Genomic DNA, 13,788 nt, shown 5'->3' with positions numbered 1-13,788 from the left:
CCCCTTGCCATCAGGCGTCCAGCCAGACGCGGGTCGCGACGTAGCCGTTCGACATGTCATTGCCGATGTCGTGGACATAACCCTTCACCTGCTTGGTGGAGGCGTTCACGAAGTCGTTGAACATCGGCAGGATCACCCCGCCCTCGTCGCGCACCGTCATCGCCATGGTGCGATACATGTCCTTGCGCTTGGCTTCATCAAGCTCGGAGCGGGCCTGCAACAGCAGCTTATCGAAGTCAGGACGCTTGAACTTGGTGTCGTTCCAATCCGCCGTCGAGAGATAGGCGGTGGAATACATCTGGTCCTGCGTCGGACGGCCACCCCAGTAGGAGGTCGAGAAGGGCTGGACATTCCAGACGTTGGTCCAGTAGCCGTCGCCCGGCTCGCGCTTGACCTCGATCTCGATGCCGGCCTTTTTGCAGCTTTCCTGGTAAAGGACTGCCGCATCGACACCGCCGGGGAAGGCGACTTCGGAGGTGCGCAAAAGCACCGAGCCGCTATGGCCTGATTTCTTGTAGTGAAACGCAGCCTTGTCGGGATCGTAGGCGCGCTGCTCTATGCCCTCGGGGAAAAGCGCATAGGTGTTGTTGATCGGGAAGTCGTTGCCGACCTTGCCGTAGCCGCCGAGGATCTTTTTCACCATGGTCTCGCGGTCCATGGCGTATTTGAGCGCCAGGCGCAGGTCGTTGTTGTCGAACGGCGCCTTATCGCAGTGCATGATGAAGACGTAGTGGCCGCGGCCGGAGGTCGAGAGAATCTCGACGTTCGGGGCGCGCTTCAGCAGGCTGACGGTCTTCGGGTCGACGCGGTTGATGTAGTGGACCTGGCCGGACGACAGTGCTGCGATGCGGGCGGTGGCGTCGTTCATGCCGATGATTTCGATCGAATCGACATAACCCCGGTCGGTGCGCCAGTCGTCCTTGTTCTTTTCGAAGGTGGCGCGGACGCCGGGCTCGAAGCTCGTCATCTTGTAGGGGCCTGTGCCGATCGAGGCCAGCGGATCGTCAACGCCGCCATTCGGCTGGATGACCAGATGGTAGTCCGACAGCAGCAGCGGCATGTCGGCATTGCCTTCGCTGAGCGTGAGGACGAGATTGCCGCCGTCGGCCTTGATCTCCTTGATCGAGCCGAGAACACCGAGCGCGCCGGATTCCGACTTCGCGTCGGTGTGACGCTTCAGCGTCGCAACGACGTCGTCGATCGTCAGTTCCTTGCCATCGTGGAACTTGACGCCCTTGCGGATCTTAAAGGTCCAGGTCGCCGCGTCCTTCGACGGCTCCCAGGATTCGGCAAGCGACGGCACGGCGGCACCCGTCAGCGGATCGGACTCGACCAGCATGTCGCCCCAGCAGCGGCCGATGCAGAACATGACCTGCGACAGGAATTTCGCCGGATCCTTGGAATCGGTGGCTGCACCACCTTCGAGGCCGAGCTTCAGGTGGCCGCCGCGCTTCGGTTCGGCCGCTTCGGCACTTTCGGTGAAGAGCTTGTCGGCGACGGCAAGTGTGATGCCCGCCGCCATGGCGCGTCCCATGAATTCGCGGCGGCTGAGCCCGCCGGCGGTGACACGGCTTGCGAGATATTTCGTGTAGTCGTTCATTCCCCAGTTCCTTCTTTATGGTGCGTTGACAGAACTTCCGGGCAGGTCCGCAGACGGTTTCCTCTCCACCTCCGGTGCCCGCATCATGCGGGAAAATAATGCGGTTGCTGCCGCCGGGTTATTTTCCTTTCCAAATGGGGCTTCGCTTCTCGGCGAAGGCCCGTGCGCCTTCCAATTGGTCCTCGCTCGAATAGAGCTTGTCGACCGTCGCAAACTGCCGTTTGGTGATCTTGTTCATGGCAGTCTGGAACGGCGAACCCTCCGCTTCGCGGACGATTTCCTTAATGGCCGCATAGACGAGCGGCGGCCCGCTCTCGAGCAACCGGGCAAGCTCCCATGCTCTCTCCATCAGCCGCTCGGCCGGCAGGACCTCGTTGACGAAACCCCAGCGATGCGCCTCGTGAACGTCGAGCCAGCGACCGGTCAAAAGCATGTCCATGGCGATGTGATAGGGGATGCGTTTAGGCAGCTTGATGGAAGCCGCATCGGCAACCGTGCCGGAGCGGATTTCCGGCAGGGCGAAGGTCGCATGGTCGGCCGCGAGGATCAGGTCGGTCGACAGCGCAATCTCCAGTCCGCCGCCGCAACAGATGCCGTTGACCGCACAAATGATGGGCTTGTTGAGGTCGCGCAGTTCCTGCAGCCCGCCGAAACCACCCACGCCGTAATCCCCGTCGACCGCATCGCCTGATGCCGCCGCCTTGAGATCCCAACCGGCACAGAAAAACTTCTCGCCGGCGCCCGAGACGATGGCGACACGCAACGCCGGATCGTCGCGGAAATCTCGGAAGATCAACCCCAGGGCACGGCTGGTCGCAAGGTCGATGGCATTCGCCTTCGGCCGGTCGATGACGACTTCGAGTATTCCACCGTCATGTCGTGTGCGAATGTGGTCGCTCAACCTATGCTACCTCCTCCGCCGTATCAAAGCATCGACTACGGCCACGCCACGCCCTTCGGGAAGAACCATCAATGGATTAATGTCCAGTTCCTCCAGGGATGCCGCGTTCTTTACGACATAATCTGCCGTTGCTGAGACAGCACCAACAGCGGCTTCGAGATCGCCTTTTGGCCGCCCGCGATAGCCATAGATCAATTTTGCAAGTTTGAGACGTGAAATTGCCGCGTGAATATCGGTTTTCGTCGCCGGAAGCGGCAGGATGACGGAATCTTCAAGCAATTCAACGAAGATTCCGCCCGCTCCAAGCGTGAGCGACAATCCGAAGACAGGGTCGCGGATGGCGCCGACAATGAGCTCGGCAACCGGCGGATCGATCATTTTCTCGACCAGATAACCGGCATTCGGCGGCATTGCCGCCGCCGCATTCGATACTGCCTTAGTATCCTCTAGGTTGAGTGCGACGGCCCCTGCCTCGGTCTTGTGGGCAATGCCGAGCGCTTTCAGTACGACGGGAAAACCGAGCCGTTCGGCCTGCTCGGCCGCTTGACCGGGAGAAGAGGCCAACAGCCCTTGCGGAACAGGAAGGCCGAAGGCGGCAAGCTCGGCCTTCGCATCGGCCTCCGTCAGCGTCTCGATCTCGCCGTCCATAGGGGACACATCGAGCAGCGGCAGGGGAGGTGGGCCATCCCAGGCCTGGCCGATGCCGGCGGCGACTTCCGCAGCCGTGATGGTTTCGTCGATGCCGCAGAAGGCAATGATGCCGTTTGCCATCAGCCGATCGGCGATGGGCTCCGGCATGTTTTCCGGAAGTGTCGCCAGAAGGCCGGCCAGCGCACCGGTTGCGGCAGCGGCCGTCATGACCGCGTCTGCCGTCATTGCCCATTCGGACGCATCGCAGCGGTCATCGCGGGGGAAGTCGAGCACGACGAGATTGAGGGCATAGCCGCCCTCGAACATGGCGCTGAAGGCTTCGGTCTGGCGTGCGAGATCCCCCCACACGAAGGTGTGGTAATCGAGCGGATTGGAAAGCGTCACCATCTCGCCGAGGACCCGCCGCAGCCGTGGCAATTGTAGCGGCTGCAGCGCCGGGAATTCCACGTTGCGACCGACGGCGGCATCCGCCATCAGCGAGGCTTCGCCACCGGAACAGCTCATCGACGAGATGGAATGGCTTGCGAGCGGGCCGGCGACATGCAGGAGTTTCAGGGTTTCGAGCAGCGCCGGCAAGGTTTGCACACGGCCAAGGCCGAGGCGGGCGAGCACAGCGTCGGCGATGGCATCGCTGCCGGCAAGCGAGGCGGTATGCGACACCGCCGCGCGTTTTGCCTGCTCGGACCTGCCGACCTTCAACACGACCACCGGCTTCCTCGACCGCCGGGCCATGGCGGCCAGGCGTTCGAGTGCCGAGAGATCACCGAAACCTTCGACATGAAGGCCGACCGCCGTGACGCGCGGGTCGTCGATCAGCGCGCAGGCGACATCGGCAAGCGATGTCTGGGCCTGATTGCCGGCAGTGACCACATAGGCGATCGGCACGCCTCGGGTCTGCATTGTCAGGTTGATGGCGATATTCGAGGATTGCGTGAGGATTGCGACGCCACGTTCGATGCGCTGCATGCCATGCTGATCGGGCCACAGCAGCGCACCGTCGAGACCGTTGATCAGCCCGTAGCAATTCGGCCCGAGGATCGGCATGTCGCCGGCTGCGTCCAGCAGGGCCTGCTGCAGCTCGGCGCCGTCGCCGAGTTCACCCGTCGCCTCGCTGAAACCCGATGCATAACAGACTGCCCCGCCGGCACCGGCCTCAGAAAGGCTGCGGACGATTTCGACGGTCAGCGTCCTGTTGACGCCAACGAAGGCTGCGTCCGGCGCCGAAGGCAGATCGGATACAGAGCGATAGCAGGACCGCCCGAGCACCTCGTCGAGTTTGGGATGGACAGGCCAGATCTCACCGGCAAAGCCCATGCGGTCGCATTGCTCGATCACCCTGCGCGCCTCGCGACCGCCGAAGACGGCGATCGTTTGCGGTCTGAGCAGGCGGTCGAGCGGGCGAGGCGTCATCGGCTCACGCTCCCAGGGGTCGAAGCAAGTCGCGGCTGATAATATGCCGCTGGATTTCGGAGGTGCCGTCCCAGATGCGCTCAACGCGCGCATCGCGCCAGAAGCGGGCGAGCGGCAGATCGTCCATCAGTCCCATGCCGCCGAAGATCTGGATCGCCTCATCCGTGACGCGGGCGAGCATTTCCGAGGCATAGAGCTTGGCCGAAGCGATCTGCCGGTCTGCGGGGCGGCCGGCATCGACCTGCCAGGCGGCGGCCAGCGTCAGCCAGTCGGCTGCGTCGATCTCGGTGATCATGTCGGCGAGCTTGAACGACACGCCCTGATTGGCGCCGATCGGCTTGCCGAACTGCTTGCGCTCGGCGGCGTAGGGCAGGGCCAGGTCGAAGACACGCCGTGCCCGGCCGACGCAGGTGGCGGCAACCGTCAATCTCGTGCCGTAGAGCCATTGGTTGGCGATATCGAAGCCGCGATGCACCTCGCCCAGCACTTGGGCTTCGGGAATGCGGCAATCGTCGAAGCTGAGCGTTGAGTTATGGTAGCCACGATGCGAAACGGAATCGTAACCTTTGAGGATTTCGAAGCCCGGCGTGCCGCGATCCACCAGGAAGGCGGTGATCTTCTTCTTGATGCCCTTCGGCGTTTCCTCCTCGCCCGTCGCAGCAAAGACGATGACGAAATCGGCGACATCGGCATGGGAGATGAAATGTTTCGTGCCGTTGAGGACGAAGTCGCCACCGTCGCGGCGGGCGGCGCATTTCATGCCGCGCATATCAGAACCGGCGTCCGGCTCGGTGATCGCAAGCGCATCGATCTTCTCGCCGCGCACCGCAGGCAGGAGATAGCGCTCGCGCTGCTCGCCCTCGCAGGCCATGAGGATGCCGGAGGGCCGGCCGAAGAAAACGGTCAGCCCCAGGGAGCCGCGTCCGAGTTCCCGCTCGACCAGTGTGAAGGTGACATGGTCGAGGCCGGCGCCGCCGACGTCTTCCGGGAAATTGCAGGCATAGAAGCCGAGATCGATGCATTTGCGCCGAATCTCGTCTCCAAGCTCCGGTGGGACGATACCGCTGCGCTCGACCTCGTTCTCATGGGGATAGATCTCGGTTTCCACGAAGGCACGGACCGTGTTGACGATCATTTCCTGTTCTTCGCTGAGACCAAAATCCATGCCGATCCTCCTACCGTTTCTGGCCGACGTGACGGCTGGCGCCTTCAGGCGCTGCCAACTCCGCATGGGCTCTGGCGATCGCCTTCGCCTTGTCGAGGACGCCAGCTGGCGCCGGCGCGGCTTTGCCCGCCTTGCTGTCGACATGCAGCAACATGTGCTCGGCGGTGGCAAGTGCCTCGCCCGTCGCCGTATCGTGAAGCGTGTGGAAGACGTGCAGCCGCTTCTCGTCGACGGACAGGATCTGGCAGGTCGAATGGATCGCCTGTCCGAGCTTTGCCTCGCCGAGATGGCGGATATGGGTCTCCACCGTATAGTAGCTCTGCCCCGCCTCGACATAGGCGAGATCGACGCCGATGAGACGCAGCAGCGCATCTGACGTATCGCCGAAAACCTGGAGGTAGCGGTGTTCGGTCATATGGCCGTTATAATCGACCCAGGCTGGGCTGACTTTCGTCTCGACGAGCCTCAGCGGCTTCGACGGATCGAAAGACTTAATCGTCCCGCCGCCTCCTGCCCACAGCGATTGCTCGAAGTCTTTCAGCAGTTTGCCCGCGCCCCAGCCCTTGCCGCCATCGCCGCCCTTGAGGGCCTGCAGGATGCCGACGAGGTTTTCGTCGCGGATGCGTTCGAGTTCACGGATCGAGCGGCCGGCCGCCTGTTCGTCGGATTGCTGGCCGATCTTTTCGATCAGCGGATCGTCGAGATCGACGACATCGGTAAGCTTGGTCCAGGGCCAGGCCAGGCAGGGGCCGAACTGGGCGAGGAAGTGGCGCATTCCGGCCTCGCCGCCGGCGATGCGATAGGTCTGGAACAGGCCCATCTGCGCCCAGCGCAGGCCGAAAGAGTAGCGGATGACGTCATCGAGGGTCTCGACGGTGCAGATGTCGTCGTGGATCAGCCACAGGGCCTCGCGCCAGAGCGCTTCGAGCAGCCGGTCGCCGACGAAGGCCTCGATCTCCTTGGCGATGTGGACGCCCTTCATGCCGATCGGCGGCAGTCGCTCCATGGCAGCCTTGATGGTCGCCGCCGAGGTCTTCTCGCCGCCGACGATTTCGACGAGCGGCAAGAGATAGACGGGATTATAGGGATGGGCGACGAAGAAGCGCTCGGGATGCTTCATGTCGCGCTGCAAATCGGTCGGCAGCAGGCCTGATGTGGAAGAGCCGATCAGGGCGTCCGGTCGCGCCACGGCATCGATCTCATTCAGGACGCCGCGCTTGAGGTCGAGCCTTTCCGGCACGCTTTCCTGAATCCAGTCGGCGCCGGCGGCGGCTTCCGCGAGCGTCGTGCAGAAGGTCAGCCTGCCGCGCGGCGGCAGGGGTGCGCCGGTCAGCATGGCATAGGCTTTTTCGGCGTTGGCGAGCACTTCGCCGACGATGCGGCTTGCTTCCGGATGCGGATCGAACACGTTCACGTCGACGCCGGCCAGCAGAAAACGCGCGATCCATCCGCCGCCGATGACGCCGCCGCCGATACAAGCCGCCTTGTTGATCCCTGTCATGCCGTCCTCAGCGCTTCGTCAGTTTGAGTTTCTTGCGAACGTCTTCCGGACCGATGATCCGGGCACCCATGCCCTCGACCACCTGCACGGCCTTTTCGACGAGCTGAGCATTGGTGGCGAGCTGGCCCTTGCCGACGAAGAGGTTGTCCTCCAGGCCGACGCGCACGTTGCCGCCCGCCAGAACGGCGGCTGCCGGATAGGCCATGGCATTGCGACCGATCGAAAAGGCCGAGAAGGTCCAACTCTCAGGCACGTTGTTGACCATCGCCATGAAGGTATTGAGATCGTCGGGCGCGCCCCATGGAATACCCATGCAGAGCTGGATCAGCACCGGGTCTTCGATCAGGCCTTCCTCGGCAAGCTGCTTGGCAAACCAGAGATGGCCGGTGTCGAAGGCCTCGATCTCGGGGCGCACACCGAGATCGGTCATCTTCTTCGCCATCGCCCGCAGCATGGCCGGCGTGTTGGTCATGACGTAGTCGCCGAGGTTGAAATTCATCGTGCCGCAGTCGAGCGTGCAGATCTCAGGCAGGCATTCGGCGACATGGCTGACGCGCTCGGTGGCGCCCGCCATATCCGTGCCCTTAGGATTGAGGGGAAGGGGGCTTTCGACATCCCCGAAGATCAGGTCCCCGCCCATGCCGGCAGTGAGATTGAGGACGACATCGACATCGGCCGAGCGGATGCGGTCGGTGACTTCCTGTAGAGATCGTTGCGCCGGCTGGCGGCACCCGTTTCCGGATCGCGGACATGGCAGTGAACGACCGCCGCACCGGCCTTTGCCGCGTCGATGGCGGATTCGGCGATCTGCTTGGGAGTGATCGGCACGTGGCTGGATCTGGAAACCGTGTCGCCGGCGCCGGTGACGGCACAGGTGATGAAAACATCGCGGTTCATCGCAAGAGGCATGTTTTTGTTCTCCCTCGTCTTGTCCGCATTACGCGACAGGATGGATGGGCAATGCGTTGCAATTTCGGAAGCAATCGATACATTATCGGAACCCGAGGGAGATGGCCTTGCTGCAGCGATCGACGGAACGGCTCGATATCGACCTTCTCGTCCTACCGGACGCGAACCTGATCCTGATCGCCTCGGTCATCGAGCCGCTGCGCGGCGCCAATCGCATTTCCGGCAGTGAGCTCTATCGTTGGCGGCTGCTCACCCCGGACGGAGCACCGGTCCCGACCACCAGCAATATTGCCGTGCCCGCGCAAGGCGCTTTCAAGGCGACGACCGAGGATACGCCGCTGTTCGTGCTTGCCAGCTACAACTGGCGCCGAAGTGCTACGCCGGCGCTCAAGATGCAGCTCTCCCAGGCCGCCCGCTATCGCACGGTGATTGCCGGCATCGAGTCCGGCACATGGCTGCTGGCCGAAGCCAGCCTGCTCGACGGGCTGCCGGCGACCGTCCACTGGGAGGACTACGAGGATTTTGCGTTGGCCTATCCTGAGGTGCGGGCCGTCAAGGATCGTTTCGTCATCGACGGCAAGCGGCTGACGACCTCAGGTTCGCTTCCGACCGTCGACCTGATGCTGGAGGTGATCAGGCAACGGCAGGGTTATTCGCTGGCGCTCGAGGTCAGCCGGCTGTTCCGTTACGAGCAGCCTTCCTTCCATGCCGATGAGCAGCTTTCCGCAGCCTCGGCTGGTCTGCGCATGCACGATCCCCGCGTGGCGCAGGCGGTGCGGCTGATGGAGGAGCATATCGAGCAGCCTCTGATTCTCACGCGGCTGGCCCGCAGGGTAGGCATCAGCGCCCGGCATCTGCAGGATCTCTTCCAGCAGAGCATCGGCGCGCCGCCGCATGTGCACTATCTCGCGCTGCGCCTGAACGCGGCGCGCCGCAAGGTGATCGAGACGACAGCCTCTTTCGCCGACATCGCAGCGGCGACCGGCTTCAATTCGGCCTCCGCCTTTGCGAGAAGCTACAGGGCGAGTTTTTCCGAGAGCCCGTCCGAAACCCGGCGTCGCCTGCGCCGCCGCGTCACGCCATCGGAGATGCGGGCATAGGCTGGAACGCGTCCCGTATCATTTCGGCAAGTTCCCGAACGGCCTCGCTGGAACGGTAAGTGCTCCGGCGGAGCACGACTTTGGAGGAATCAACCGGCGGGAAACCGTCTTCAGCGGTGAGTTCCCGGCAGCCGGGCGGAATGCTGCTGCGGGAAAGCGTGGTGACGGCAAGGCCTGCGGTGACGGCATTCTTCAGCCCCGAGCCGGTATCGGCGATGAAGGCGATCCGATAGTTGCGGCCGATTTGCTCCAGCGACCGGAGCGCAAAATCGCGTGACCAGGTGGAGTTGCGATAGGTCGCAATCGGCAGGGGATCGATGTCGTGCAGCCGGTGGACCATCGATGTGACCCAGACTGTGGGATCAATGCAGATGACCTCGCCTTTCGTCTCATCGCTCCAGTCGAAAACGACGGCCAGATCGAGCTCATCCCGCTCGAGGGCGGCGAGGTTGCGGACTGTGTAGTCGCAGGACACGGTGACCTCGACGGCCGGGTGGCGTACAGCGAAAGCCGCAAGGGCTGCCGGCAGCACCGTCTGGCTGTATTCCTCGGGAATTCCGATGCGCACCGGTCCGTCCAGCGGCTTGCTGCGGATCGTCGCGGCGGCCTCGCTCAACAGATCGATGATCCGGCGGGCATAGGGTACGAGTTGCAGGCCCGGGCGCGTGAGCAGCACGCCGCGGGCGCCCCGATCGAACAGGGTTTCGCCGATCGTCTCTTCGAGCCTCTTGATCTGGCTGCTGACGGCCGATTGCGTCCGCCCGATGCGCTGGGCGGCTGCGGAGAAATTCGACGTCTCGGCAACGACCAGGAAAGTTCTGAGCAGGTCGCTCTCAATCGGTTCGTGCATGAGACAGCCATTTAAAAAATCGATGACAGCTATCTCTACTATTCGTTTGTCTGATGTCAATTCTTGACGCACAAATGAGCCGCGTTCGACTTCCTTCTTTGAGAATATCTGCGTGACAATTGAAAATCCGGCCAGACGCCTCGCAGTCAGCGAGCACGAGAAGGGTGTGCTTCTCATCGTTGCCGCGACACTTGCCTGGAGCGCGAGCGGCGTCTATTCGCGACTCCTGACGACCGATGTGTGGACGGCGATCGCCTGGCGATCGTTGTTCGGTGGCCTGTTCCTGCTGATCCCCTGCCTTTTCCTCGAAGGGGGCATTTCACGGCAGCAATGGCGATCCGTCTTCCATCCGTCCGGTCTTGCGATGATCGCATGCCAGACTTTCAGTCAGGTATGCTTCATCGGGGCGCTCTATATGACCACCGTCGCCAATGTGACGATGATCTATGCGACCGCGCCCTTCATCGCGGCCATGCTCGGCTGGGTCATCCTTAGGGAGAGGGTCTCCAGGCGGACGCTGATTGCCGGCGGCATCTCGCTCCTCGGCGTGGCCGTCATCGTCGCCTCGTCGATCGGCGGAGGGACCGGCGTGGGCGATCTGCTGGCGCTCGGCATGACGGCGTCCTTCGCGCTGGTCATCATCATTCCGCGCATCAATCCCGGCGTGCCGAGCCTGCCGCCGACCGTCGTCAGCGCCTTCCTGACGCTGGCCATCTTTGCCCCGTTCGGTTCGGTCGGCTCGCTCGACCTGCACAATTGGATCGTTCTTGCCGCCTTCGGCGCGACCAATTTCTCCCTGGCGCTGGTGCTCTTCCTTGCCGGGGCGAAGCGGATGCCGCCGGCTGAAGCCGCGCTGATCGGCACGATGGAAATCGTACTCACGCCGTTCTGGGTCTGGCTGTTGTTTGCCGAGCAACCGCCCGTCGCTACCTTTTTCGGCGGCGCGATCATCCTCGGCGCCGTGCTCTGGCACACGGCCATCGACGTCAGCCGCAGCCGGCGACCGCATCGCGCCTAAAGCCTTTAGGCGGCGATCAAATCTTCCGGGACGATCCGGAAAACCGCCGTATTCGCGGGATCAATTATTTCCGCTGCGCAGCGCTATTGCGACTTTGCCGACTGTCGTCTTTGAGTTGCGCCCATGTCGTTTTCTTGATCGCTGTTGTCCGTCAGGCATGGTTTGTTAGTGGTGTTCAAGGCGCTATCTCGCAAACTGGCGAAATGGACCATTGGGACGCCGGCCTGACGCCGGCGCTGCCCCGCAGCGGTAGAAGAACTGAAATCCTCAAGGAAATCGCCGGATAGACATCCGGAAAGATATCGTGATGGATCGAAAGGAGATTCTGGAGCCGGAAACCAGCTCTTGCACAGCAAATCGACGGATTGCGGACAGACGGTCACGAGCGGAACCACAGGCGAAAACCGTGGCGTTCATCCTCTTCTCCACCCAATCTGCCGTTTTGACAATCCGAATATCGCCCGATGCGGCGGTATCCTCGTGTTGTGGACACCGGGCTGCAGAGGAGGCAGGCCGGAGGGAAGGTTGCCATCGACTGCATCGGTTGCAGATCGAGGCATTCAAACAAGTGGGAGGAATCCATGAGCAAAAATAGAGGCGTCGTCTATCTCCGTCCTGGCAAGGTCGAAGTGCGCGACATCGACGATCCGAAGCTGGAAGCGCCCGACGGCCGCCGCATCGAACACGGCGTCATCCTGAAGGTGATATCGACCAATATCTGCGGCTCCGATCAACACATGGTCCGCGGCCGCACGACGGCGATGCCGGGCCTGGTCCTCGGTCATGAAATCACTGGCGAGATCATCGAGAAAGGCATCGACGTCGAGATGCTCGACATCGGCGATATCGTCTCGGTGCCTTTCAATGTCGCCTGCGGCCGTTGCCGCTGCTGCAAGTCTCAGGATACCGGTGTCTGCCTGACGGTCAACCCGGCCCGCGCCGGCGGTGCTTACGGTTATGTCGACATGGGCGGCTGGATCGGCGGACAGGCGCGCTACGTCACTATCCCCTATGCAGATTTCAACCTGTTGAAAATCCCCGATCGGGACAAGGCAATGGCGAAGATCCGCGATCTCACTATGCTCTCCGACATTCTGCCCACCGGCTTCCATGGCGCGGTGCGTGCAGGCGTTGGGGTCGGCTCGACCGTCTATGTCGCCGGCGCCGGCCCGGTCGGCCTTGCCGCTGCGGCTTCGGCTCGCATTCTCGGCGCTGCTGTCGTGATGATCGGCGATTTCAACAAGGACCGTCTGGCGCATGCGGCAAAGGTCGGTTTCGAACCGATCGACCTGTCGAAGAGCGACCGTCTTGGCGACATGATCGCGCAGGTCGTCGGCACCAACGAGGTGGACAGCGCCATTGATGCGGTCGGCTTCGAGGCACGCGGCCACTCGGGCGGGGAACAGCCGGCGATCGTGCTCAATCAGATGATGGAGATTACCCGAGCCGCGGGTTCGATCGGCATTCCCGGCCTCTATGTCACCGAGGATCCGGGCGCCGTCGACAACGCCGCCAAACACGGCAATCTTTCGCTCCGCTTCGGCCTCGGATGGGCCAAGGCACAGTCCTTCCACACCGGCCAGACTCCGGTGATCAAATACAATCGTCAACTCATGCAGGCGATCCTCCACGACCGACTGCCAATTGCCGATATCGTCAACGCCAAGGTCATCCCGCTCGACGATGCCGCCAATGGATATGAGAGCTTCGACCAGGGAGCGGCGACGAAATATGTCCTCGATCCGCACGGAGAGGTCGCGAAAGCCGCATAGCGATACGACCGAAGGACTTGGTAGGGATGGTCGGGCGGAAAACCCGACCATCCCGCATTCTCGAAAGTTGGCCGGCGAACTACTGGATGCTGAACGGGAAATATTTTGCGTTGATCATGTCATAGGTCCCGTCCGCCTTGATGCTCTTCAACGCTTCGTTCAGGCGCGTCAGACGCTCCTTGTCATCCAGGCGCAGCGCGATCCCGGCACCTTCACCGAAATATGTGACGTCGATCAGATCCGGCCCTTTGAACTCGCAGCAGCCCCCTGCCTTGGTGTTGGCAATCCAGTCGTAGATGGCGAGTTTATCCTCGAGGATAATGTCGACGCTCCCATCTGCCAGGCCCTTGTACAATTCCGGCGAAGACCGAAAAACCGTCCTTTTCATTTCTGGATAGAGATGGTTGGCATAGGATTCCTGCGCCGTCGACGATGTCACCCCAAGAATTTTGTCGCTGAGGGCGGCGGGGCTGACATCGCTGATTGACGAATCCTTCCGGGCGATGAACACCGACGGGCTGTTGTAGTATTTTTCAGTGAAGGCAACCTTTTGACGCCGCTCGAGGCTCATCGACATGGATGAGATGATCGCGTCGTATTTGTCGGCAACGAGATCGGGGATGATGTCGTCCCACTTCTCGATGATAAATTGGCATTCGAACTTGCCAACCTCGCAGAGAGCATTGGCAATATCGATGTCGAAGCCCTGAAGCTTGTTATTTGCATCGAGATAGTTGAAGGGCGGAAACGCACCTTCGACGGCAATTCTCATCGGCGTGCGATCTTGCGCAGCCACCTCGAGCGGCGAGGCCGCCAAAAAGATACCGATCCCGCCCGCCATCAGCGCTCCGCGCACTATAGTCTGAATGGATATGCGCAACATCGTCGGGAGCTCCTTAGGGCATAGTCGA

10 protein-coding genes, 1 pseudogene and 1 riboswitch are annotated in these 13,788 nt (G+C 62.1%); of the genes and pseudogenes, 3 read left to right on the top strand and 8 right to left on the bottom strand.

Translation table 11 applies throughout. From position 1 onward, the window contains the following. Positions 1 to 10: 10 nt before the first annotated feature. The 6 genes and pseudogenes from FFM53_RS35790 to bcoG all read right to left on the bottom strand — a co-directional run bounded on the left by FFM53_RS35790 (position 11) and on the right by bcoG (position 8,137). On the bottom strand, positions 11 to 1,600 hold the full coding sequence (locus tag FFM53_RS35790) for an ABC transporter substrate-binding protein (RefSeq protein ID WP_138334678.1): 1,590 nt from the start codon (positions 1,598 to 1,600) through the stop codon (positions 11 to 13). A gap of 118 nt (positions 1,601 to 1,718) precedes the next feature. After that, positions 1,719 to 2,501 carry a carnitinyl-CoA dehydratase gene (locus tag FFM53_RS35785; RefSeq protein WP_138334677.1) on the bottom strand — a complete coding sequence of 261 codons (783 nt, stop codon included), beginning with the start codon at positions 2,499 to 2,501 and terminating at the stop codon, positions 1,719 to 1,721. A gap of 6 nt (positions 2,502 to 2,507) precedes the next feature. Beyond that, on the bottom strand, positions 2,508 to 4,562 hold the full coding sequence (locus tag FFM53_RS35780; protein ID WP_138390115.1) for an acetate--CoA ligase family protein: 2,055 nt from the start codon (positions 4,560 to 4,562) through the stop codon (positions 2,508 to 2,510). Positions 4,563 to 4,566: 4 nt separating this feature from the next. Next, positions 4,567 to 5,727, bottom strand: a complete 1,161-nt coding sequence (locus FFM53_RS35775; protein ID WP_138334675.1) for an acyl-CoA dehydrogenase family protein — start codon at positions 5,725 to 5,727, stop codon at positions 4,567 to 4,569. 10 nt (positions 5,728 to 5,737) lie between these two features. Further along, the gene (locus FFM53_RS35770) at positions 5,738 to 7,228 is read right to left on the bottom strand and encodes a carnitine 3-dehydrogenase (protein ID WP_138390114.1); all 1,491 of its coding nucleotides are present in this window, start codon (positions 7,226 to 7,228) and stop codon (positions 5,738 to 5,740) included. 7 nt (positions 7,229 to 7,235) lie between these two features. Next, a pseudogene (gene bcoG / locus FFM53_RS35765) lies at positions 7,236 to 8,137 on the bottom strand (3-dehydrocarnitine:acetyl-CoA trimethylamine transferase BcoG). Positions 8,138 to 8,238: 101 nt separating this feature from the next. Here bcoG and FFM53_RS35760 point away from each other — a divergent pair. Beyond that, entirely contained in the window at positions 8,239 to 9,237 is a 999-nt protein-coding gene (locus FFM53_RS35760) for a GlxA family transcriptional regulator (protein ID WP_138334672.1), read from the top strand. On the opposite strand, the gene FFM53_RS35755 is transcribed toward FFM53_RS35760, so the two are convergent. Continuing rightward, positions 9,212 to 10,087 carry a LysR substrate-binding domain-containing protein gene (locus FFM53_RS35755; protein WP_138334671.1) on the bottom strand — a complete coding sequence of 292 codons (876 nt, stop codon included), beginning with the start codon at positions 10,085 to 10,087 and terminating at the stop codon, positions 9,212 to 9,214. The genes FFM53_RS35760 and FFM53_RS35755 overlap by 26 nt on opposite strands. A 112-nt stretch (positions 10,088 to 10,199) precedes the next feature. On the opposite strand from FFM53_RS35755, the gene FFM53_RS35750 reads away from it, so the two are divergent. Both FFM53_RS35750 and fdhA read left to right on the top strand, forming a co-directional pair. Then, positions 10,200 to 11,105 (top strand): DMT family transporter, encoded by a 906-nt coding sequence (locus FFM53_RS35750; RefSeq protein ID WP_138334670.1) that lies wholly within the window; start codon positions 10,200 to 10,202, stop codon positions 11,103 to 11,105. 161 nt (positions 11,106 to 11,266) lie between these two features. Beyond that, positions 11,267 to 11,467: riboswitch (cobalamin riboswitch) on the top strand. A 219-nt stretch (positions 11,468 to 11,686) separates the two neighbouring features. After that, entirely contained in the window at positions 11,687 to 12,877 is a 1,191-nt protein-coding gene (gene fdhA / locus FFM53_RS35745) for a formaldehyde dehydrogenase, glutathione-independent (protein WP_020047878.1), read from the top strand. 79 nt (positions 12,878 to 12,956) lie between these two features. Here fdhA and FFM53_RS35740 read toward each other — a convergent pair whose 3' ends face one another. After that, a complete protein-coding gene (locus FFM53_RS35740; protein ID WP_138334669.1) occupies positions 12,957 to 13,760 on the bottom strand; it encodes an ABC transporter substrate-binding protein in 804 nt (267 codons plus the stop codon). Positions 13,761 to 13,788 lie beyond the last annotated feature (28 nt).

This window comes from Rhizobium indicum (genome assembly GCF_005862305.2).
Taxonomy (GTDB): Bacteria; Pseudomonadota; Alphaproteobacteria; order Rhizobiales; family Rhizobiaceae; genus Rhizobium; species Rhizobium indicum.
Note: the sequence above shows the minus strand (reverse complement) of the source record. Positions and strands in the feature narration are given on the sequence as shown.